Genomic DNA, 22,577 nt, shown 5'->3' on the forward strand with positions numbered 1-22,577 from the left:
ATGAGTGCATCACTAATATCACTTGATAATTCAAAAATCGCAGTAATAGGATTGGGCTATGTAGGTTTACCGCTTGCTGTTGAATTTGCAAAAAAATACCATACTGTCGGATTAGATATCGCCAAAAAAAGAGTGGCTGAATTGAAAGACGGTAAAGATTTCACGCTTGAGGTGGAAGATGAAAACCTGAAAATGGTTTTGGTGCAGGATATGGCCAGCTTGAACAAAAATGGTGTTGGTTTATTTCCTACGGACAATTTTTCTGATATTGAAAATTGCAATATCTATGTTGTGACTGTTCCTACGCCCACAGATAAGCACAATAGGCCTATCCTGACACCTATGATTAAGGCATCGGAAACTATAGCCAAATACCTTAAAAAAGGGGACGTGGTGATTTATGAATCGACAGTATATCCCGGAGTAACGGAAGATGAATGTGTGCCTGTATTGGAAGAAGTGTCCGGTTTAAAGTACAATGTTGATTTTTTTGCAGGATATTCTCCTGAAAGAATCAATCCGGGAGATAAAGAACATACCGTTGCAAAGATATTGAAAGTCACATCTGGAAGTACGCCAGAGGTTGCGGACTACGTGGATGCATTGTATAATTCAGTGATTACAGCAGGAACGCACAAAGCTTCCTCAATCAAAGTGGCCGAAGCGGCAAAAGTGATTGAAAATTCACAGCGAGACATCAACATCGCTTTTGTCAATGAACTCTCCAAGATTTTTAATCTCATAGGAATAGATACCCATGAGGTATTGGAAGCAGCCGGTACGAAGTGGAACTTCTTGAAATTCAAACCAGGATTGGTCGGTGGTCACTGCATTGGTGTCGATCCATTTTATTTGGCCCAAAAAGCACAAGAATTAGGTTATCATCCAGAAATCATTTTGGCGGGAAGAAGATTGAATGACAGCATGGGCAAGCACGTTGCTACCGAAGTGATCAAGCACATGATGCGCAAGGATCTTAAGGTGATTGATGCAAAAGTGTTGATTCTTGGGTTTACGTTTAAGGAGGATTGTCCAGATGTAAGAAATACCCGTGTGATTGATATTTATAATGAATTGCTCTCATTTGATATGGATGTGGACGTATATGATCCATGGGCAAATGGAAATGAGGTTAAGCATGAATATGGCATTGATATTTTAAATGGACCTAACCTTCCAGTGATGGAAGATTATTCTGCAATAATCTTGGCCGTGTCGCATAAAGAATTCAGCGGCTTTGACATCAAGAAATCCAGCAAACAAGTGGTTTATGATGTCAAAGGATTTTTGGATAAGAAAAATGTGGATGCAAGGCTTTAATACCAACGTTTATTTTAATATTAAGGCATAAGGTGATGTTTTGACTGGATTTCTATTCAAATCAAAATTTATTCAACTATTTTGCAGAAAAATCATCTACTAAATATTAGTTATTTATTTCTATAATCATGATCAATAAATCTTCCAAATTAAGTGTGTTCAGAATCCTATCTCTATTATTGATTTTATCGGCGGGTTGTTTTTCTTGTATTTCAAACAAAAGAATAACCTACATGCAGGATTTAGGTGAAACCACCAACTCTCTGGTGTATTCCAGTGAAAAAATCCCTTATAAAATGGAGGATTACCTGCTACAAAATTTTGACATTGTCGAGATCAATATCAAAACGACTAGTCCTGAGCTCAATACGCTGTTCAATGTCATAGTAGGAGAAAATGCCAACAACGGAATGATGATGGGCCAAAATGGAGGAGATGTATTCTTTATGAATGGATATACCATCGATGAATTTGGAATGGTTGAACTTCCATTGGTAGGCGAACTGGAGCTTCGAGGACTTTCGGTAAATCAAGCCAAATTATTGATCGCCTCACGTGTGAGTAAATTTGTAAATGAAGATGAGTATTTTGTTAGAGTTCGTTTGGGAGGAATAAGATTTAGCGCCTTAGGTGAATTCAACATGCCGGGAAAACAAACCGTACTCCAAAATAGAGTAAGTATTTTTGAAGCCATTGCCGTGGCTGGTGATCTAAATATTTTCGCAAAACGAAATGAACTTGTTTTGGTGAGACAATATCCCGACGGCTCCCAAATCCATAAAATAAATCTGAATGACCGAAGCTTGCTAGGTTCAGATTTTTATTTTATCAGACCCAATGATATCCTGTATGCAGAACCTTTAAAAGTAAGAGAAGTTGGTTCTGGGGGAAATTTTATCCAATCGCTTACGCTAGTGACCTCAACCATCACCACTATTGCTTTAGTGTTAACATTAATTAATAATTAAATACATGCAATCAGAAGAAGAAGAGTTTCTGTCAAAAGACGAGAGCTCGTTTGATTTCAAATCCTTAATTCCAAAAATATTCAGGATTTGGCCATTGATTTTGCTTTCAGTGATATTATTTTCCCTATCAGGGTATATTTGGACTAAACTGACAGTTCCAATGCACCGGGTTTCCAGCTTGTTTTTCATCAAGGAAAAAGAATCTGCATTGGCACTTTTTGAGGCGCCCAGTATCATGGACAATGGCAATATTGGTTTGCAGAATGAGGTGATTATACTTAAATCCAAACCGATTGCAGAGGCTACTTTGCGTCAATTGGATTTTGATGTAGAATATTATTTGAAAAATTCATTTGCCTTGGATTTAAACCTTAGCAATTATTTGAATAGTTCTTTTGTCAATCAGGAACTCTACAGAAACACACCGATTATTGTAGAGGTAGATTGGAAGTCGCCACAGGTGATCAATGGACTTTTTACGATCAAGTGGAAATCACCCACTGATTTCACATTGTCCTTCAATGACGAAAAATATGATAAATTTCTTCCGGATGGTACCTTGACGAAGATGGAGATCATTCCAGCTGACGAGGTATTTAAATTTGGGGAATGGATTGAAAGAAATCACTTCAGGATCAAAGTTTCCAAAACAGGAGCAGAGCCAAATGGAGAGATATTGGTAAAACTTAGGGATGTCAGTTCTTTGGTTTGGTGGTATGCGAGTAGTTTGACAATACAGCCTGTGGAAAGGGCCTCATCAATCATCAATCTTTCATTGATCACTCCCCATTCTACAAAAGGTCAGGTTTATCTCAATACACTAATGAAGACATACCTTGACTTAGAACTTTCTCAGAAAAATGAAATTGCTGCAAATACGATTGCTTTTATTGATAGTCAGGTGGCGGGAGTCGCTGATTCCTTAAGATTCTTTGAGGGTCAATTGGAAACTTTCAGATCTGACAACAAAATATACAATTTGAGTACAGAGAGTTCAACGGTTTTTGAAAATCTGACGGAATACGAAAGGGAACTGAAGCAGGAACAATTTAAAAGATCTTACTATCAAAACCTAAAAGAGTATCTTTTAAGGGAGAACTACAGGGATTTGGTGGTGCCTTCGGGTTTGGGTATTGACGATCCCATTTTGAATGCCTTGATTTCTAATTTATTGGCATTTCAGGTGGAGAAGTCCCGACTTCTTGCCACTCAGACCGAAGCTTCTCCCTCGGTGAAAGAAGTCAATAGGAAAATTCAAGATCTTAACATTTCCATTAGAGAAATTCTTTCCAATGTGGATCAAAATTCTCTTTTGTTGATTCGTAATTTAGAAACACGAATTAGGGAAATTGAACAATCCTTCAGAAGTCTTCCCCAGACCGAACAAAATCTGATCAGGATAGAAAGACAGTTTACCCTAAATGAAAATATTTACACCTACTTGATGCAGAAGAGGGCAGAATCTGCCATTACCAAGGCCTCAAATACTTCCAATAACAAGATTATTGAACCTGCTGCAGGAGTAGGACAGGTGAGCCCGATGCCCCGAAGAAATTACATATTTGCATTTTTAATGGGACTTGGGCTTCCAATCATGATAGTGGTTTCGAGAGAGTTTTTGAGAACCAAAATTGAAGATGTGAAATATTTGGAACAAAAACTTAGAGTCCCTGTACTGGCTACGATTCTACTGAATAAAAAGTCAAGCAATCTAGTCGTGTTTGAACAAGGGAAATCAGGTATAGCAGAAGGATTCAGATCCCTTAGAGCAAATATCAAATTTATTCTTCCCAAAGAATCACAATTGACAATTATGGTGACTTCAACAATTTCTGGGGAAGGAAAGACTTTTTGTTCAATGAACCTGGCTTCAGTCTATTCATTGACAGGGAAAAGAACGCTATTGGTTGGTTGTGATATGAGAAAACCAAAAATATTTGAGGATTTTGGGATTTCAAATGACATGGGACTTTCCACGCTTTTGAGTGGTCAGGAAGAGGATTGGAGGAAAGTGGTGAAATCTACCAAATATGAAAACCTTGATATCTTAGTCTCTGGACCTACACCTCCAAATCCTGCGGAATTGTTGTTTACGGATACCTTCGGAAATTTAATAAGTGAGCTAAAACAGAACTATGATATTGTGATTTTAGATACGCCGCCAGTTGGTTTGGTCAGTGAAACCCTTGATCTTCTTGATCACGTGGACATGACCTTGTTTGTCTTTAGGCAAAATTTTAGTCAACGGACTTTTGTTGAAGCTGTAAATGGATTGAAAACCAAAAAGGGTATTAAAAATGTTTATGCGTTATTCAATGGTGTGGATAGGAGCAAAGTGACATATGGTTATGGGTATACTTATGGCTATGGTTATGGATACTATGAAGATGACAAGAAAAAGAAGTAAGCGGGAATTCATTCAATTCATTCCACTAAATAACCAATTGACCCTTTAATATGAAAATTGCTATTGGTGGAAGTTGCAAAATTGCGTGTGAAGCTTTAACCTTTTTGGTACAAACAGGCATTCCTAAAGAGGAAATCCTTGTTTGTACCAATAAAAGAGACATGGGTTTGGATGGTTGGCAACCATCATTCAAGAAGCACGCAGAAAGATTGGGAATCAAAGAGGTTTTCCTTGATGAACTATACGGCCTAAAGGATCTTGTATTTATTTCGCTTGAATTTGATCAAATTATCAAAACATCAAAATTTCTTACCTCACAACTTTACAATATTCATTTTTCCCTCTTACCAAAATATAAGGGAATGTACACTTCTTGTCTTCCACTTTTAAATGGCGACATGGAATCAGGAGTGACTTTACACCGGATGGATGACGGTATCGATACAGGGGAGATCATTGACCAAGAAATATTCCCAATCCCTTTATCCTTAAACGGATACGGTCTTTATCTGGCCTATTTGAAACATTCCTTTTTTCTTTTTAAGAAAAACATTGATTCGATTTTAGAAAACAAGGTGAAATCGGAACCACAAAATAATTTGTTTTCAACTTACTATTCGAAAAAATCCATCGATTTTTCTGTAATTGAGATCGACTTCAGGCAAACTGGTTTTCAGGTGCACAACCAAATCAGAGCTTTTTCTTTTAGACCTTTTCAATTGCCCATTATCGATGGCTTTAAAATCAGCCATTCCATTATCACCCAAAAGAGATCCATTTCCAAACCTGGCAGTTTTACACAGGATACAGCTGTAAAACGGATCTATTCCACCATTGATTTTGATGTCATTGTTTATTTTGACCAATTGGACCTTATTCTCCAGGAAGCCAAAGAAAACAATTTGTCTTCCATCGCGAAGAGGACGGAGGAAGGTTACAATTTAACGGAAAAAAACGAGCTCGGATGGGACCCGCTTATTGTTGCCGCATACCACAATTCTTTTGATGTTTTGAAATACTTGCTGGATAATGGAGCAAATCCAAATACCACCAATAATAAAGGTACAAGTGTGTTAATGTATGCGATGACCGCCTCAGTGACCAACAATGATTTCAAATCAATGGAATATTTGATTGCTTCGGGAGCAAATCTGGGCCATTCAGATTATACTGGTATTTCATTGATGGAATATGCAGAGAAATATGGAAATGTTTCTGTGATTGATTTTTTAAGTCTTCATTCCAAATGAATTGTAGCTCGAATTCAAAAGTAGTTTTCAATTAAAATTTTTGGTTTAAATAACACAAAGTGTTTTTAAATCACCCTGAGTTTAAATCTTATTATTAATGAATCAAAAACAAAAAGAAGATCTCGATTGGGATTTTCGTATTGAGGCCACTAATGGCCCCTTAAGCATTGGTTTCTCACAGGTATGGAAATACAGAGACCTTTTGATGTTGTTTGTGAAACGTGACATCGTCACGGTATACAAACAAACAATACTAGGTCCACTTTGGTTTTTTATCCAACCGATTTTGACCACAATAACTTTTATGTTCATTTTCGGAAATTTAGCAGGAATCAGTACCGATGGTGTGCCACAAATTCTGTTCTATTTATCAGGGATTACCATTTGGAATTATTTTAATGAAACCCTCACGCAGACTTCAAAGACCTTTACCGAAAATGCCCCGATTTTCGGGAAGGTTTATTTTCCAAGATTGGTTCTGCCACTCAGTAAAGTCATCAGTAATCTTTTGAAATTTGCCATTCAATTTGGTCTTTTTCTCGTCACATTATTGGTCTACGTGTTATTGGGCGAAGACGTTAATCCAAATTTGTATATTTTGCTCACGCCCTTATTGTTGGTGTTGATGGGTGGATTGGGTTTGGGATTCGGATTGATTTCGAGTGCATTGACCACCAAATATCGTGATCTAACCTTTTTGATAGCCTTTGGAGTTCAGTTGTTGATGTATGCCACACCTGTTATTTATCCAATGAGTTCAATTTCAGAAAAATATCAATTTTATATTTGGTTGAATCCCCTGACCAGTATTTTGGAATGTTTCAAATATGCTTATTTGGGTTCAGGTGTTTTGGATTGGTTCTGGATTTCCTATAGTATAATATTTACCATTGTCCTTTTGTTATTGGGAGCAGTCACTTTCAATAGAATAGAAAAATCATTTGTCGATACCGTTTAATAAGCTATGCGTCCTGTAATCAATGTAGAAAATGTCTCCAAGTTATATAGATTGGGAGAAATAGGTACTGGTACCATTAGTCACGATATCAACAGATGGTGGGCAAAAATGAGGGGAAAGGAAGATCCTTTTGCTGAAATTGGCACTGAAAATGACCGTTCGGTGAGCGATGGTAGTCAATATGCCTGGGCACTGAAGGATATCAACTTTCAAGTTGGTCAAGGTGAAGTTTTGGGAATCATCGGAAGAAACGGAGCTGGAAAAAGCACATTGTTGAAAATTCTTTCGCGTGTGACACTTCCGACCAAGGGACATATCGATGTTAAAGGACGCGTTGCATCCCTGCTGGAAGTTGGAACAGGTTTTCATCCGGAACTAACTGGGAGAGAAAATATTTTTCTGAATGGCGCTATTTTAGGAATGACAAAATCCGAAATCAAACGGAAATTTGATGAAATCGTAGATTTTGCTGGAGTTGCCAAATATGTTGATACACCTGTAAAGAGGTACAGTAGCGGAATGTACGTTAGGCTTGCTTTTGCCGTGGCAGCCCATCTGGAATCAGAGATTTTGATTATTGATGAGGTTTTGGCTGTTGGCGATGCAGAATTTCAAAAAAAATGTCTCGGTAAAATGGGAGATATCAGTAGACAAGAAGGACGATCAATCCTTTTTGTGAGTCATAATATGGCTTCTGTCAAAAGCCTTTGCACAAGTGGAATTGTACTTCACAATGGAGCTTACGCTTTTGAAGGATCCACGCATGAGTCAGTCAATTATTATCAGCAAAACTCCAACCTGAATCAGTTTGTTCATTTTAACTTGGACTCACCTGATATTATTGGAAATGAGCATATAAAAATCCTTGAGTTTAAAGTTGGTGCTTACCAAGGGGATTACATTTCGGTGTCTTCAGGGATCAGTTTTGAATGTACCTTTTACAATGAAAAAGTTGGAATCAATCTTGACATTACCTTCGAATTGGTGAATGTTGAAGAGGTGAAAATTTTCCACCATGGCGCATTGATTTCCAAAAATAGGGATAGCAGAAAAGGGTTGTACACCATTAAAGGACATTTGCCTCCTTATACTTTAAATGCGGGGCAATACAAATTCAATTTGATTTTTGGAGAAAACCAAAGATACATGCTCTTCAGTCAAGCGGAATTGATCGGTTTTGAAGTTGCAAATGAATCTTTGGGTTCAAATACAGAAGTTTTGCCTGGGATACTCCGTCCCAATATTCCTTATGAAATCGATTTTCAAAAATAATTTTACCTAGTCAACAAATCAGGCGGTTCAAACTATAAATTCTATGACAAACAATTCCCCTTTGGTAACAATAGTAGCAATGAGTTATAACCATGGAGAATATGTTTTAGAAACTTTGGAAAGTATCGACCAACAAACTTATAAAAATATTCAACTGATTGTCATTGACAATGGATCAAAGGATGATTCAGTTGAAAAAATTCACAATTGGATACAGAATACCAGATTTGCGGATGTTCAATTCCTTCCAGAGGTCATCAATTTAGGCGTTTGTGCCGCTTTGAATAAGGCATTGACCTTGACCAAAGGGAAATATTTCCAATTTATATCCTGTGATGATATTTTACTTCCTCATAAAATAGAAAAGCAAATTGGAGTTTTTGAAACATTTCCAGATACGGTCGCTTTTATTTATGGAAACTTCAAATACATCAATGAAAAAAGCGAAATTGTTGAAAAGGACAACCATTTCGCTGTACAAGGTTGGACCCATCAATCGGACCTGCCTTCAGGCAGAGTAAAATCAGTAGCCGTGAACAACTATTTCATTTCGGCGCCAACTGTACTCTACCGAACGCATTGTCTGGAAGATGTTGGTGGATACGATGAAATGATTCCTTTTGAAGATTTTCAGATGAACCTGCGGCTTTTGACGAAATTCTCCTGTTACGGATTGATTGATGTTTTGTGTTTGTACAGGGTTTTGTCCAATTCGTTTTACAACTCAACTTCTGAAGACAGAATTGAAAAAAACTATCTGCAGACAATGAAATATGTCTATGGGGATTCTTATTATCAGAACTGGGTGATTTTGCTGAGATATATACTTTTCAACCGCTCCTTTAAATTTAGAATTTTCCAAAAGATAATCTTCACCTTATTGAACTCAGCTTCGGTTTCGATGAAGAGAGAATATAACATAAAATAGGCAGTCAAATTTTTTAATCAACAAAAATCAATTTCGAATAAAAAATGTGTGGAATAGGAGGCTTTGCCAAAAAATCACAATCTAAAGATTCTAAACCGTTTATTGATAGATTTGTTTCTTCACTGAAACACAGGGGTCCGGATGGTTCTGGTTTTTTTGAAAATGAGTTTGTTGCACTGATCCATACAAGATTATCGATCATTGATTTGAGCGAAAAGGGAAACCAACCCTTATTCAATGAAGACAAGTCCCTTGTTTTGATTTGTAATGGAGAAATTTATAATTTTCAACAAATCCGAAACAGACTCATCCAAAAGGGACATGACTTCCATTCATCATCAGACAGCGAGGTCATTCTTCACCTGTACGAAGATTTGGACGGGAATATCCAGAAGGTGTTAAATGAACTGACAGGAATGTTTTCCTTTGCACTCTGGGATAGCAAAAAGGAACATTTGATCATTGCCAGAGATAGGGTAGGGATCAAGCCCATGTATTATTCTTTGTCCGAAGGTAATTTCGGATTTGCTTCCGAAGTCGCTCCTCTTGCAAATGCAGGCTTATTTGTCGTTCATCCTGATCCGACCTCCTTATTCGAATATTTTCTAATGGGGAGCATCCCAGAGCCAAATTCATGGTATAAGGAAATAAAAGCCCTTCCTCCGGGCCATTATGGGGTTTGGGAAGAAGACGGTTTTACGATGCATAAATTCTGGAACTTACCTACGACGCTGAATCACCAATTCAAATCAGCAATGGAGGTAGCCGAAGAATCTGAACACTTGTTAAAGGGGATTGTTTCCGACCACTTGATCGCTGATGTACCTGTCGGAACCTTTTTATCTGCAGGGATAGATTCAAGTTTAATTAGTCATTATGCAGGGGAACAACAAAAGGGCATTCATTCTTTCTCTGCGGCTTTTCCCGGAGAACCTGAAGATGAATCCAAAATAGCAGCACAGACTGCGCATAAAATTGGTGCATCCCATGATTCATTTGTGGTCGAAACAGATTTTTTCAATGACTTTGATCAATATTATGGGGATATGGATCAACCTTTTGGGATTAGCAGTGCACTTTCTCTTTCCCGTATCTCTTCCCTTGCCAAAACCAAGGTTAAAGTGGTATTGAGCGGTGATGGTGCAGATGAGCTCATGGGTGGTTACGGAAGGCATACGGCTTTTTATAATCCTCCTATCCTCCAAGGACTGCCCAAAAATGCGCGCTCCTTCATTTTCAATGGGATAGGCAAGACTTTTGGAAAAGACTCGCTTGTCAAAGCAGCGGGTTATCTGCAGCTGGCAGATAGTGAAAAATATTTGAATAGGTATCAAATACTTCAGGAACAAGAAGCATTGGAAATTTTACATCCGGATATTCGAAACCAAGTGGATACCTCAAGGTATAAAAACCGATTGGAAAATGTCTGGAATGAATATTCAGGCGAAGAGCTGCTCAACAACATGCTTTATTTGGATCTGAAAACAAGTCTGGTAGATGAAATGTTGACCAAAGTCGACAGAATGACCATGAGTCAGGGACTTGAAGCCAGAGTGCCTTTCTTGGACCATCGCTTTGTTGAATTTTGTTTCTCCATTCCAGAAAGACACAAGAGGAATGACCAATTTGGAAAACTTCCTTTGAGATTGCTTGTCCAAAAACATTTTGGAGATTCACTGGCTTACCGAAAAAAAACTGGGTTCAATTCCCCTTTAAAGAAAATGCTACAGGAGGATATTCCCACCAAAAATCTCTTCTTGCAAAAGTTGAATGCTTTGGGCAAGTCTGGATTGATTGATACGGATACTATTGCCGGAAAATTTTTGAGAAATGATCAAAATCAATTGAATCCTTCATTGGCATTTGGATTGGTTACACTAAGTTATTTTCTGGAAAAGAATTGAAAATAATAATCCTCACGCCAAATTATCCAAGGAAAAATGCCACGATGAATGGCATTTTCATTCACCAACAAGTCAAAGCTTTGCAGGAACTGGGCTGTGAATGTCATGTTTTGCAAGATTACAATTGGTTTCCAAGAGGAGGATTGCACAAGTCACATATTTATTGGAAAGCAGGGTTTGATTCTTTTCATAATTATTTGGATGTCGTGGAAGGGGTCACCATTCATAAAGTGTCTTCCTTTGTGAAAATGCCCAATAGGCTTTTTACCGAAAATTATTACGATAGATTGGCAAGATCCTTTTCGCGATATATTCAGAAGTCGTCAGACTTGAAAAATGCTGATTGGATATATGCTCATTTTTTGACGGATTTCGGATACATCGGTACCAAGGTCAAAGCGCTAACAGGAATCAAGCTTGCGGCAATAGCCCGTGGTGACGATATTCATGCTTGGCCAAAAGAAAACCCCGGATTGATTCACCATATTGAAGTAGTATTCGATCATGCCGATTTGATATTCGCCAATAGCCAAAGGCTAGGTAAGGATGCAAATGATTTGATTGGGAAAAAACATCAAAAACAGGTACATGTCATTTATAACGGAGTGGACTCAAAGAAATTCCGACCGCCAATAAATGGTGAAAAAAGATCCCTTCAAGAAAAATTCAATCTTGATGCTTCAAAAAACTATCTCCTCTGTGTGGGAACTCCTTTAAGGGAAAAGGGTTGGTTAGAACTTTTTGATGCCATGTTGGAAATAAAAGGCCAATTGAAAAATTGGAATTTGTTGTGCGTCGCCATCAATAGAGAAAGTGCTGACGCCCTTGATCTAACAGAGGAAGCACGCAAGAGAGGATTGGGAAACTTTGTAAACGTCATTGGTCAGCTTTCACATAATCATTTGTCCGAATTGTACAGAGCAGTGGATGCTTTTGTCCTTCCAAGCTACAATGAAGGAATGGCCAACGCCCTTTTGGAAGCTGCGGCAACAAACCTTAAAATCATTGCCTCCGACGTAGGAGGTCATTCCGAAATTTTCATAAATTCCCATGATTGCTCATTGATCCAACCTAGAAATCTAAATGAATTGGTATTGGCTTTGCAGAAATTAATCAATACAAATGCGGATACCCCAGTTACAACAAGGGAAAAGGTGCTGAAATTGGGTACCTTTTTAGACAACTCAAAAAAACTTTTGGAACACTTCTCAAAAGATCAAAGTGTCGCTTAAACAAATTTTCAGATCATCCATTTTAGATTGCTTAAGATGATGGTCAGCATTATCATACCTACTTTCAATAGGATAAAGCTTTTGCCTTTGACATTGGATTCAATTTTTTTGGATGATGGAATAGAAAAGGAAATTATAGTGGTGGATGACGGGTCAACAGATGGCACCCAGCAATTGATTACTACCCGATATCCAAGTGTTCGTTTTTTAGTTCAAAACAAACAAGGTGCTCCTGCTGCGAGGAATCTAGGCTTAAAAGAAGCCAAGGGAAAATACATTGTTTTTCTAGATTCGGATGATTTATTGGATGTTGGTTTTGTCAAATCCAAATTGAATTCCTTTAAGCGCAAATCACACATGGACGCCATTTATGGACCATGGGATTTTTTTAAAAGTGACGATGCTTTCGATATAGGTAAAATTGTACCCCGGTTTTCCCAATATCCCATCTATGGAGAGGGGCAAGAGTCAGAAATCATGCGAAACTTATTGGGTGGCTGGTTCATTCCAATTTCAGCAGTGATGTGGAGAAAAAGCTTTCTAGAGAAATTGGGAGGTTTTCGTTTGGACCTTTCCATTAATCAGGATGTTGATTTGATATTTAGAGCCATCGTGGAAAATGGTCAAATCTGTGGAGAAAAATCACCCAAAACCTTGATCCGGGAACATTATAATGAAAGGGTTGGCGTAGTGAAGAACGATGCCAATAAAATGATTCAAGTGTACAAGCTTCGTCGTTTTTTCAAGGAAGAGTTGGAAATTGTGGGGAAATGGAATGAAAAATATGCCCTTGCTCTTTCCGAATATCTATTTGACATGTGGGCTTTGTACAGAAAAGAAATGCCTGATGAGTCAAAGAAATTTCTTGATTTCTGCATGACGATCAATCCCAAAATTGGAGTCAAAGGTGGATTTTTTTATCAATTGTTGGGAAAGATTATTGGGAGCCATAGGGCAGTGATCATCAAACAAACAGTTAAATTCTAGGAAATGTGTGGAATATTTGGAATAATTAGAAGGCAACCAACACTTTCGATTCCCTTAAAGGAGGCAACAAGAATCATTCACCATCGCGGTCCAAATGATTCGGGCTATCTTCTTTGGTCATCAGGTGAGCAGCCCGGAATATTTGCAGACGAGGATACAAATCAGGAAAGTAGGGTCTTTCATCAGCTTGAGGAGCTTAAGGATGAAAATTATCAGGTAGCTTTTGGACATAGGCGTTTGTCAATTTTGGATTTGAGTCCTGCGGGACATCAACCCATGATTTTCAAACAATTTTCTTTGTGTTTTAATGGTGAAATCTATAATTACCTTGAAATAAGAGCAGAACTTATTAAAATGGGAAGGGTATTCCTGACCCAAAGTGATTCAGAGGTGATTTTGCAGGCTTGGGACCAATGGGGAGAAAAATGTCTCCATCGATTCAATGGCATGTTTGCTTTCCTTATTTTGGATTCAAACACAAAAAAAATATTTGTAGTCCGGGACAGGTTCGGTGTCAAACCACTCTATTACACGCTTTGTCCAGGCTATACCGCTTTCGCTTCGGAAATAAAACAATTGAGGATCTTGCCTCAATATAAATTTGAACTGAACGAGCAGATTGCTTTCGATTATCTTAGGTATGGATATTTGGATCACGAAAGTGATACCTTTGAAAAAGGTATTTATCAGATAAATCCAGGCGAAATGCTCACTTTTGATCTTGTTACAGATAATTTTTCCCAGCATCAGTGGTACGTTTTTGAACCAAAGTCTTGGAGCGGATCCATGCTTCAAGCTGAAGAGGCATTCAGGGAATTGTTGAAAGATGCTGTCAGGTTGAGGCTTAGAAGTGATGTTCCGGTTGGGAGTGCGCTTAGTGGTGGATTGGATAGCAGCACCATTGTGTGTCTGATGAGAGAACTTCTGGATGAGACCGGCCAAGAAGATAAATTGCTGGAAACAGTGACCAGTTGTAGTGAAGACAAGCGCTACGATGAGACCGAATTCGCTGAGATTATCAATAGGCAAACAAAATCGAAAAGCCACAAAGTATTTCCCTCATTTGAAAAACTGGAGAGAGATCTTGAGAAATTGATCTGGCACATGGATTATCCATTTGGCAGTACCAGTCAATTCAGCCAATGGTGCGTGTTTGAAGGTGCAGGCAAGGCAGGGTTGACGGTAATGATCAATGGGCAGGGCGCAGATGAGCAACTTGCAGGGTATGGAGGGAATGATCTTCCTCTTTATGTGGGCCTTTTTAGGGGTGGGAAATTTGGACATTTGCATCGAGAAGCCAAAAGCTATAAAAACACACATGGAAATTACCCGATAGGATTTTTACTTGGCGCTCTTCAAAACCCGCTGCCTGAGTCAATGAAAAATTTGATTCCGGATCGCTGGAGACCAGGAAAAGATGAACATCCCGAATGGATCAATCCTAAGAATTTCAAAGAGCACAATTGGAGTTCTACCTCCCTTCAGGGAAATCTCATCAATCAAATACAAACATCACCCTTACCCTCTCTTTTGCGGTATGAGGATAGAAACAGCATGGCTTTTTCGGTCGAAAGCAGAACGCCGTTTATGGATTACCGATTGATGGAATTCACACTGGGCTTGCCTGAAGAAATGGTCTATAGAAATGGAGAAAGAAAATATATCCTGAGAAAAAGCTTTAGAGGGTTGGTTCCAGATTCAATTTTGGACCGGAGGGATAAAATGGGTTTTGTCTCAGCAGAGGAAAGATGGATGAAGCAAGATGGCAAGGATTGGTTTTTGGAAAAAATGACCAACAATCAAAATTCTTTAGATATTCTGAATGACAAGAAAGTAAACAAATTCTTTTTGGACACCCAAACCGGCGCAATTCCTTTTTCTTTTGATTCTTGGAGGATATTGAATTTCAAGCATTGGTATGGGGAAATGATTGGACAAAAAGCGAAGTTCGAAATATAATCGGCTCTTTTAATACCCAATTTTCTATTGAAAAAAATCCCCTCCCTTCATGATTTTAAAAAGTACCGTGACAATACAAAAGGAGCATTTATCATATTCCCACATTTAGGGTTTATTAATTGTTAATAAACAACCAGATGTCTGAATTTTCTATATTGAATCGACTGAATTCAAGAGTCATTACCCCTTATGTTGACAATAACATTTGGAGATTGAAGGAAACAGGATCAACTATTACTCCGGTCAAATGGGTTTTTCACGAAAGTAAAATCAAGGAATATTACCCAGATATTGACTTTGAAAAATTATTGGAGTCAAAGCCAAGACAGCATGAGTTTTATTGCCATTTATTTACCTCTTATCTCTTTGAGATAAAAAATGCAATTCTTGAGCCGGACTTCGGATGGGTAATATTGGAACCTTTCTCGATTTTCAAATTTTCTTTTCCAATGGTAAATGATCCATGGGATATTAAAAAGAGAAGGCCTTCCACACTGAAATTTCTTTCTCCAACCAAAAAGAAAATCTATCTTAAAGAAGCCATCAGTATCAAATATGCATGGCAAAATTATTACCATTTTTTTATTGATACGCTGAGTCAGTTGTTTTTTTTGGAAGAAAATGGAATCCCGAACCACATCCCGATTGTTGTTCCAAATAAATTTCCAAGCATAAAATATGTTCAGGAATTCTTGAAACTAAGTACATTTGTAAAGAGGCGAATTATTATCCAAAAGCCAAATGAATATTACTATATCCAAAAACTCATACTTTGTAAAGACACCTTTCAATCTGACAGTGTTTATAAAGTCGTTGAATCATTAAACTACATTAGAAATTATGAGAAGAATGACAGATTATTTATTTTTCGACCAGTGGAACATGGTAGAGCAATCATTAATTTTTCAGAAATAGAAAAAATAGTTGTTAAATTTGGGTTTAAAATTGTGGACTCCTCCAAATTATCTTTGGAAGAACAAATAGTCTTGTTTTCCGGCGCATCAGAAATAATTGGTGTGCATGGGGCAGGATTAACAAATATTATTTTCAGGTCTGGCCATCATTTAAAAATTTTGGAGATTTTCCCGGGAGCGGAACTCACGCCAGAACATTACAGAAATCTTTCCAAAAAAATGGGATTCAAATATTCCTGTATTTTAGGGGATGGGTTTTTAATTAATAATCCAAAAAATTTCAATTTATCCGAGACCTTACTGAAAGATAAAATTACCTCATTTTTTGATTTGTGAAAATCATCCGCTTTCAGTTATTTACCATTGATATTAACCGATGAAGAAAGTTCTTTTTATAGCCTACCATAATCCTCAAAACAAAAACATTCAGTCTACCGCTTTGGTCAGGAGAATAGAACAATACGAGCACTTCTTTTTAGAGAATGGCTATAAGATTGATTATATCACCACGAAAAATGAAGACCTGAATCTCTCCTTGTGGGACAATAGGACTCTTGAAATTCCTTTGATAAAATATTTGAAAAACGAGATATTGAATAAAATCTATACGTTTTTTATAATGCTGGTTTGGGGAGATCAAATTGGTTATAGTTTTTTCAGGAACCGAAAAAAAATATTGGCTTTTATAGACGATGATTATGATTTGATTATTTCATTTTTCACACCAAGGGGAACAATCTGGTTGGGAGAATATTTAAAGAAAAAACTTAATAAACCGTGGTGGGTTGATTTACAGGATTCTTTGGTGGATGGTCTAAGAAGTCATAATATTCCGGTAGGAATTCATTGGTTGAAAAGAAAATTATCACTTGCTGATCAAATTATCCATGTTTCACCTGAATGGTCGGAAGAAGATTCCAAAAGGATAAATAAAAGCATTAAAACCTTGAGACATTGTATACCGAATACAATAGAGGCAACCAAACCTTCTTTTCCCTTAAGAAATGAAGGTTTGGAAAAGAGATTGTTTTATGCTGGCAATATTCATTTTTATGCAATGCAACCAGAATTATTGTCAAAATCTCTAGAACGGTTTGAGGATCAAATAGGATTTTATTTTGCAGGAGAAGATAGGACGTCCAATGTATTGAGGGAAATGGAAATTCCGACGGTTGATTTGGGCTATTTGGACAAACAACAACTGCAGGAATCCTACCATGAGGCAGATATTATAATACTGTTTGCTTGGTCCAAAAAAGGAAGACTTGTAATCCCCTCTAAATTTTATGAAGCCTGTGCATTTCGAAAACCTATTATGGTAATAGGAAAGGACAGCGGAGCTTTTCATGCTTTGTTCAAGGAATGGGGGCACCCAGACGTTGTCAATGATACGGAGGAAAAAGTTTTGGCAACCATTCAGTCATTTTTGAATGGAAAGAAGGATGGGCTTTTTTATATTGAAAATTGTACGGCCCCTGTTTCAGACCAGAATGGGTTTTATGGATTTTTGACAAACCTTTTGAAAAACAAATTATGATTGCTTTTGTTTGCCATCCGTATCATAGGGGAGGAGTCACTTCGTGGATGAAGGATGTGTTTTTGGAGGCATTTCGGCAGGATCCAAGCTCCGTATTTATCACTGTCAAACCAAATAAAACATTTATTTCTGGCGGAAACAGACCCAATATGGTGTCTTTTATAGACAGTCCGAAACACGTTTATTATAAAACGGTAGGTTTGGATTTTGAGCTGGGCACGCTAGATCGCAGAGTTTCGGTATACAGGAGACTCATCATGAAGTATGTCAGCCCTGGTGCGACTTTGGTTCCATCTGATGATGAAGCTTGCTGGAAGGCATGCTGTCAAATGTCGCATCTTTTCAAAGTAATAGGCGTGTTGCATAGTGACGATCAAGCCTATTATGACATCTATCGGAAATATTCCAGATTTTTATCAGGAGCTGTATCTGTATCCAATAGAATTAAAAATCATGTAGCGGATGTGAACGATAGTATTCCACATGTAGTCATTCCTTGCGGAATCCCAATTGAGGAATTCAAAGTTGGTTCCAAAAACCAAAATATCATTTCTTGGATTGGGCGTATTGAAGAAGAACAAAAAAGGGTCACAGATATTCCGAAAATTGCCAGAGCGCTAAAAAATCAATCAGAAAATTGGGAAATGAATATCTATGGCGACGGTGGACAATTACAGGAACTCAGATCAGAAACCATAACCCATAAGCTTGAAGACAACTTGTTTTTTCATGGCTGGACTGCATCAAATATCCTCAAAGATAAATTGAAAGACTCAAAAGTCTTGCTTCAAACGTCCAATTACGAAGGGATGTCAGTGGCAGTAATGGAGGCTTTGGCCTCTGGCTGCAAAATCGTAAGTTCTGAGGTGAGCGGAGTTGAGGACTTGGTTGCAGATCCAATGTCAAATGGCGTTGTTTTCCTATATCCTGTTGGAGACATCGATCAGGCAAAAAAACAACTGGCTTTTGCCCTTGAGGATGATCTTTCAGAACATGCAATTCACGCAAGAAAATTAGCAGAAAAAAATTACAGTATCGTCTCATGTTTGAATGCTTACCGTGATTTTGGAAACGGTTTGAAAACAAATCCAAATCCGTACCCCATTTCGATTGCAATGAAAATGAATTCTCAAATATCCACTCCTTTGGCTAAAGTGCGGTATTTAAAATATAAATTACTCAGGAAATAAAATGTGTGGAATTGCTGCAATCCTAACCCAGGATCAACAAAAGAAAGATACCTTTTTAGAACGCTCTCATCAATTACTTCGTCACAGGGGGCCTGATTCTGAAGGGGATTGGAAGGATGGTTTTGTTGGTTTGGTGCACCAAAGATTGTCTATTCAGGATTTGAGCGAGGCAGGGCATCAGCCCATGGTCTCCACAAATGAAAGGTACATCATCATTTTTAATGGTGAGATTTATAACCATATAGAATTGAGGGCGAAATATTTTCCAAATAAAAATTGGAAAGGGCATTCCGATACCGAAACCATTCTTTCCCTTTTTGAAATCCTTGGGGCTGAGATGTTCTCACTTTTGGTAGGAATGTGGGCAATTGCCATTTGGGACACACAGGAAAAAAAGATGCTTCTGTCGAGAGACCGATACGGTCAGAAGCCTCTGTATTATCGATTTTATTCCAATGGAGATTTTGGTGTTGCCAGTGAAATCAAACCATTGCTGATACCTGGACAATCCAACCAGGCAAACAGCCTGATGGTTGCCGAATATTTGGCTTTGGGGAATTACGGGCACCTGGGCGATCAAACCTTTTTTGCAGAGATATTTCAGCTTCTTCCTGGCAGTTATGCTTGGATCAGTACCACCGATACCTCCATTGTCTCCAAAAAATATTGGGAAATTCCATTGACCCATATAAAGGATAAAATCCCAGTTGGTGAAAGGGAAATAACGCTTTTGAAAGAATGTCTATATGAAGCAGTCAGTTCACAAACCATCTCAGATGTCCCTATCGGGGCAAGTTTAAGTGGCGGATTGGATTCCAGTTTGGTGGTCGGGATATTGGCTTCTAGGACAACAAAAAACAATCCGATTTCCGTATTTACAGCACAGACTCCAGGATCAAAGTGGGATGAAAGTCCTTATGTTAAGGCTGTTTCAGACAAATGGGGAAGTCATATAAATCTTTTTGCCAAAGATCTGAACCAAGTTAAGATTTCGGAAAGTTTGGAAAGAACCATTTATATTCAAGAAGAGCCTTTCGGAGATCCATCCATCATCGCACACAGCTTTTTGATGGATATGGCCAAGGACGTAGGGATCAAAGTGGTGCTTGGAGGACAGGGTGCTGATGAGGTTTTTAGAGGGTATTCACACAATATCAAACAATTGTTTTCCCATGAGTTGAGCCGATTGAATTTCAGCTATGCATTGCCCGAGTTGAAAAAATCAAATTATAACCTTCAGGAAACCTTAAGGATTGGACTAGGTGCCTATTTCCCTCAATTGGAAAGAAGCATGCGCATGAATTCAAGGGAAAAGAGGAGATTTTTTCTGTCGAATGAATTAAGGGAAGCAGCTGGCAAATTTGAAATGTCCAGCAGATTGGCTTTGGCCAACAACTGGGAGGCAAGTTTGAAGGAATCCATTTCAGGTGTCCATATTCCTCACTTGGTACATTACGACGACCGCAATGGAATGGCTAGATCCATCGAAGGAAGAATGCCATTTCTTGACCACAGACTATTGGACCTTGTTTCAACTTTTAGTCCGGAAAGTTTTTTTGAAAATGGGTTTTCCAAAGACCTTATTAGAAAGGCGGGTAAAGAGTTTATTCCTGAAACTGTTTTTAAAAGAAAAGACAAGTTGGGTTTTTTCACGCCCATTCATGAGATGTTGCATTCAGAGATCGACTGGGTGAAAGAAATGGTGGGCTCACCAACATGGGTGGATGGAAAGGTTATTCAAAAGGATATTGACTTTTATAGAAGCTCCGGAAATAGCATAGAGATTTCGGAAAGACTTTGGAGAACTGTTTCGCTGGCTTGTTGGTCAAATTTATTTAATGTAAAATTATGATTGAAAAATATAAAATAGAGTGGATTTCTTCGATTGATTCAAAAAACAATCAAAAGCTGGCTCAGCTTTCCGAAAAAATGAGTGCGTATTACACGACAAACACCGTGTATTACTCAGATATTTCCGATAGTGAATTTTTATGGACCGATTCTTCTTATCTGACGCACCGAAAGATATTGGAAAGGGCTAGGGTTTCTGAAACCATACTTGAAATTGGATGTGGGGAAAGCCCAATTTTAAAATTCAATCCAGAATTGATGTCTAAATATTCAGGAATTGATTTTTCACCCAATATCATCGCAAATAATCAAAAAAGGTTTAAAGAAGCTACTTTTAAAACTATTGAGAACCCTACAGAGTATAACTATCCAGATGGTCATTTTGATTTGATTTTTTCGGTCTTTGTTTTGGAACATACCGTATATCCAAAAAAATTTCTGGATGAATGCATTCGAATGTTGAAACCCGGGGGTGAGATTATTGTCCTGGCGCCAAGTTATTTGGACAATGGATTCTTGCCAAGCCAACAATTTGCCGAAGGGTTGAAAAGTGGAAGGGAATTGTTGAAAAAGGGACGATTGATAAGTGCGCTAAGGGCTGCTTTGTATAACAAATTGCTTATTCCAAGAATGTGCAAAAAATTGGCCAATAAGATTCCTGGGTTTTATATCAATATCAATCCATTGTGTTTTAAAACCCAAGAATTTAAACCCGATGTAGACGCAGTTTACGTAGTTTCAGCAAAAGAAATTGAGATGTACATGGCGGAGAATAAATTCATTCAAGTTGACAATGAAGTGGATTTGAATGAATTTATTCGCGATAGAAAATTATGTTTTCAAATATTTAAAGAGATAAAATGAAATTTGGTATTTTGACGCTGGCATTTTATGGTAATGCTACTATGGAAAGAATGCTGGCCAACACAGGCGGTTTTGTAGATAAAATCTACTTGAGCCATAGCCCTGTTCCTTGGAGCAAGTACAACACCAATGCGAGGGAAACTTTTAGCTCAGATTTTGATATAAATAAGATATCAAGTTTTCCATACGCAGAAAAAATTCAATTTCTAGAGGGCGTATGGGAAAGTGATGAATCCCAAAGGGAACATGCCCTACAGCAAGCAAGGGCTGATGGAATAGATTACTTGATCATTCAGGATGCCGATGAGTTTTACATGCCTGAGGATTTTTTGAAAAACCTGGATGGAATCCGGAAAAACCCTGATTATCCAGCATACATTTGCCCTTGGGTAAAGTTCTGGAAAAATACGGGCTATGTGATGCAGGCCAGAAAACATAGGGGACTTTCCAAACAGACGGTAACCACCTGTCCCAATTTTGCAGTCAATGTAAATTACCCAGGTATTCACTTTAACCTGAGTAGGCTTGTCAATGAAATGGATAATGCCTTCATGTTAGATGGGCTGTGTTTACATCTCTGCTGGGTATTAACCAATGAAGAGGTTTTGAAGAAAATCTCCACCTGGGGACATAGTCATCAATTTGATTTCAAGAAGTGGTATAAACACAAATGGTTGGCATGGGACAAGGATACCCAATATATTGGACTTTTCAAGCGTTCGGATTATTTGCGTGCGGTCCCTTTTCACGGAAAGTTGCCCAAGGAATTGGATGGTTTTAGCCTTCCTCAACAGGAGTTCAAGCCTTTGTCATTTCTTGAGAAAGTAGATTGTTGGTTTTTGGACTTTAAAGCAATGATTCAAATCAAGTTATTGGAAAACAAAAAGAAGTTGTTTTAACTCCAATTCTAAGATACCATCTAACTTGAAGTGATTTAGACGGAAATATGTATTCGACTTCCTGTATTGGGCTGTCGCCAATAGAAAATCAGGCTGTTTAGGGAGTAACGTTTATTATAGAATCGGTGAAGTCGGAT

General features: G+C 38.0%; 17 protein-coding genes. All 17 read left to right on the forward strand.

All coding sequences use genetic code 11. The features are described 5' to 3' along the window. The 17 genes from Q7J63_RS02965 to Q7J63_RS03045 all read left to right on the forward strand — a co-directional run bounded on the left by Q7J63_RS02965 (position 1) and on the right by Q7J63_RS03045 (position 22,440). Entirely contained in the window at positions 1 to 1,320 is a 1,320-nt protein-coding gene (locus Q7J63_RS02965; protein ID WP_304883899.1) for a nucleotide sugar dehydrogenase, read from the forward strand. Between the two features lie 233 nt (positions 1,321 to 1,553). Further along, positions 1,554 to 2,288 (forward strand): polysaccharide biosynthesis/export family protein, encoded by a 735-nt coding sequence (locus Q7J63_RS02970; protein ID WP_304883900.1) that lies wholly within the window; start codon positions 1,554 to 1,556, stop codon positions 2,286 to 2,288. A 4-nt stretch (positions 2,289 to 2,292) separates the two neighbouring features. Further along, complete coding sequence (locus Q7J63_RS02975; protein ID WP_304883901.1) at positions 2,293 to 4,695, forward strand: tyrosine-protein kinase; 2,403 nt, start codon at positions 2,293 to 2,295, stop codon at positions 4,693 to 4,695. Positions 4,696 to 4,856: 161 nt separating this feature from the next. Further along, entirely contained in the window at positions 4,857 to 5,945 is a 1,089-nt protein-coding gene (locus Q7J63_RS02980) for a formyltransferase family protein (protein ID WP_304883932.1), read from the forward strand. Between the two features lie 97 nt (positions 5,946 to 6,042). Further along, positions 6,043 to 6,903, forward strand: coding sequence for an ABC transporter permease (locus tag Q7J63_RS02985; protein ID WP_304883902.1), 861 nt, complete (start codon positions 6,043 to 6,045; stop codon positions 6,901 to 6,903). Positions 6,904 to 6,909: 6 nt separating this feature from the next. Further along, complete coding sequence (locus Q7J63_RS02990; RefSeq protein WP_304883903.1) at positions 6,910 to 8,175, forward strand: ABC transporter ATP-binding protein; 1,266 nt, start codon at positions 6,910 to 6,912, stop codon at positions 8,173 to 8,175. A gap of 43 nt (positions 8,176 to 8,218) precedes the next feature. Then, positions 8,219 to 9,103 (forward strand): glycosyltransferase, encoded by an 885-nt coding sequence (locus tag Q7J63_RS02995; protein ID WP_304883904.1) that lies wholly within the window; start codon positions 8,219 to 8,221, stop codon positions 9,101 to 9,103. Between the two features lie 44 nt (positions 9,104 to 9,147). Further along, complete coding sequence (asnB, locus tag Q7J63_RS03000) at positions 9,148 to 11,007, forward strand: asparagine synthase (glutamine-hydrolyzing) (protein ID WP_304883905.1); 1,860 nt, start codon at positions 9,148 to 9,150, stop codon at positions 11,005 to 11,007. After that, the gene (locus tag Q7J63_RS03005) at positions 11,004 to 12,239 is read left to right on the forward strand and encodes a glycosyltransferase (protein ID WP_304883906.1); all 1,236 of its coding nucleotides are present in this window, start codon (positions 11,004 to 11,006) and stop codon (positions 12,237 to 12,239) included. The genes asnB (Q7J63_RS03000) and Q7J63_RS03005 overlap by 4 nt, the downstream gene beginning before the upstream one ends. A 36-nt stretch (positions 12,240 to 12,275) precedes the next feature. Then, positions 12,276 to 13,226 carry a glycosyltransferase gene (locus tag Q7J63_RS03010; RefSeq protein WP_304883907.1) on the forward strand — a complete coding sequence of 317 codons (951 nt, stop codon included), beginning with the start codon at positions 12,276 to 12,278 and terminating at the stop codon, positions 13,224 to 13,226. A 3-nt stretch (positions 13,227 to 13,229) separates the two neighbouring features. After that, positions 13,230 to 15,185, forward strand: a complete 1,956-nt coding sequence (gene asnB, locus Q7J63_RS03015) for an asparagine synthase (glutamine-hydrolyzing) (protein WP_304883908.1) — start codon at positions 13,230 to 13,232, stop codon at positions 15,183 to 15,185. Between the two features lie 449 nt (positions 15,186 to 15,634). Then, positions 15,635 to 16,435, forward strand: a complete 801-nt coding sequence (locus Q7J63_RS03020) for a DUF563 domain-containing protein (RefSeq protein ID WP_304883933.1) — start codon at positions 15,635 to 15,637, stop codon at positions 16,433 to 16,435. Positions 16,436 to 16,475: 40 nt separating this feature from the next. Then, complete coding sequence (locus Q7J63_RS03025; protein ID WP_304883909.1) at positions 16,476 to 17,636, forward strand: hypothetical protein; 1,161 nt, start codon at positions 16,476 to 16,478, stop codon at positions 17,634 to 17,636. Then, positions 17,633 to 18,826 (forward strand): glycosyltransferase family 4 protein, encoded by a 1,194-nt coding sequence (locus Q7J63_RS03030; RefSeq protein ID WP_304883910.1) that lies wholly within the window; start codon positions 17,633 to 17,635, stop codon positions 18,824 to 18,826. The genes Q7J63_RS03025 and Q7J63_RS03030 overlap by 4 nt, the downstream gene beginning before the upstream one ends. A gap of 1 nt (position 18,827) precedes the next feature. Continuing rightward, complete coding sequence (gene asnB / locus Q7J63_RS03035; protein WP_304883911.1) at positions 18,828 to 20,678, forward strand: asparagine synthase (glutamine-hydrolyzing); 1,851 nt, start codon at positions 18,828 to 18,830, stop codon at positions 20,676 to 20,678. Further along, the gene (locus Q7J63_RS03040; protein WP_304883912.1) at positions 20,675 to 21,541 is read left to right on the forward strand and encodes a class I SAM-dependent methyltransferase; all 867 of its coding nucleotides are present in this window, start codon (positions 20,675 to 20,677) and stop codon (positions 21,539 to 21,541) included. The genes asnB (Q7J63_RS03035) and Q7J63_RS03040 overlap by 4 nt, the downstream gene beginning before the upstream one ends. Beyond that, on the forward strand, positions 21,538 to 22,440 hold the full coding sequence (locus Q7J63_RS03045) for a hypothetical protein (protein ID WP_304883913.1): 903 nt from the start codon (positions 21,538 to 21,540) through the stop codon (positions 22,438 to 22,440). Before Q7J63_RS03040 ends, Q7J63_RS03045 begins: the two co-directional genes overlap by 4 nt. Positions 22,441 to 22,577: the final 137 nt, after the last annotated feature.

The organism is Rhodonellum sp. (assembly GCF_030656585.1).
In the GTDB taxonomy this organism is placed as follows: domain Bacteria; phylum Bacteroidota; class Bacteroidia; order Cytophagales; family Cyclobacteriaceae; genus Rhodonellum; species Rhodonellum psychrophilum.

Bases quoted from the DNA above. Each gene is read 5' to 3' on its own strand.
- Q7J63_RS03030 (WP_304883910.1), top strand. From the start codon at position 17,633: ATGATTGCTTTTGTTTGCCATCCGTATCATAGGGGAGGAGTCACTTCG.
- Q7J63_RS02970 (WP_304883900.1), top strand. From the start codon at position 1,554: ATGCAGGATTTAGGTGAAACCACCAACTCTCTGGTGTATTCCAGTGAA.
- Q7J63_RS02965 (WP_304883899.1), top strand. From the start codon at position 1: ATGAGTGCATCACTAATATCACTTGATAATTCAAAAATCGCAGTAATA.
- Q7J63_RS03020 (WP_304883933.1), top strand. From the start codon at position 15,635: ATGGTAAATGATCCATGGGATATTAAAAAGAGAAGGCCTTCCACACTG.
- Q7J63_RS02975 (WP_304883901.1), top strand. From the start codon at position 2,293: ATGCAATCAGAAGAAGAAGAGTTTCTGTCAAAAGACGAGAGCTCGTTT.
- asnB (WP_304883905.1), top strand. From the start codon at position 9,148: ATGTGTGGAATAGGAGGCTTTGCCAAAAAATCACAATCTAAAGATTCT.
- Q7J63_RS02995 (WP_304883904.1), top strand. From the start codon at position 8,219: ATGACAAACAATTCCCCTTTGGTAACAATAGTAGCAATGAGTTATAAC.
- Q7J63_RS03025 (WP_304883909.1), top strand. From the start codon at position 16,476: ATGAAGAAAGTTCTTTTTATAGCCTACCATAATCCTCAAAACAAAAAC.
- asnB (WP_304883908.1), top strand. From the start codon at position 13,230: ATGTGTGGAATATTTGGAATAATTAGAAGGCAACCAACACTTTCGATT.
- asnB (WP_304883911.1), top strand. From the start codon at position 18,828: ATGTGTGGAATTGCTGCAATCCTAACCCAGGATCAACAAAAGAAAGAT.
- Q7J63_RS03010 (WP_304883907.1), top strand. From the start codon at position 12,276: ATGATGGTCAGCATTATCATACCTACTTTCAATAGGATAAAGCTTTTG.
- Q7J63_RS02990 (WP_304883903.1), top strand. From the start codon at position 6,910: ATGCGTCCTGTAATCAATGTAGAAAATGTCTCCAAGTTATATAGATTG.
- Q7J63_RS03040 (WP_304883912.1), top strand. From the start codon at position 20,675: ATGATTGAAAAATATAAAATAGAGTGGATTTCTTCGATTGATTCAAAA.
- Q7J63_RS02980 (WP_304883932.1), top strand. From the start codon at position 4,857: ATGGGTTTGGATGGTTGGCAACCATCATTCAAGAAGCACGCAGAAAGA.
- Q7J63_RS02985 (WP_304883902.1), top strand. From the start codon at position 6,043: ATGAATCAAAAACAAAAAGAAGATCTCGATTGGGATTTTCGTATTGAG.
- Q7J63_RS03045 (WP_304883913.1), top strand. From the start codon at position 21,538: ATGAAATTTGGTATTTTGACGCTGGCATTTTATGGTAATGCTACTATG.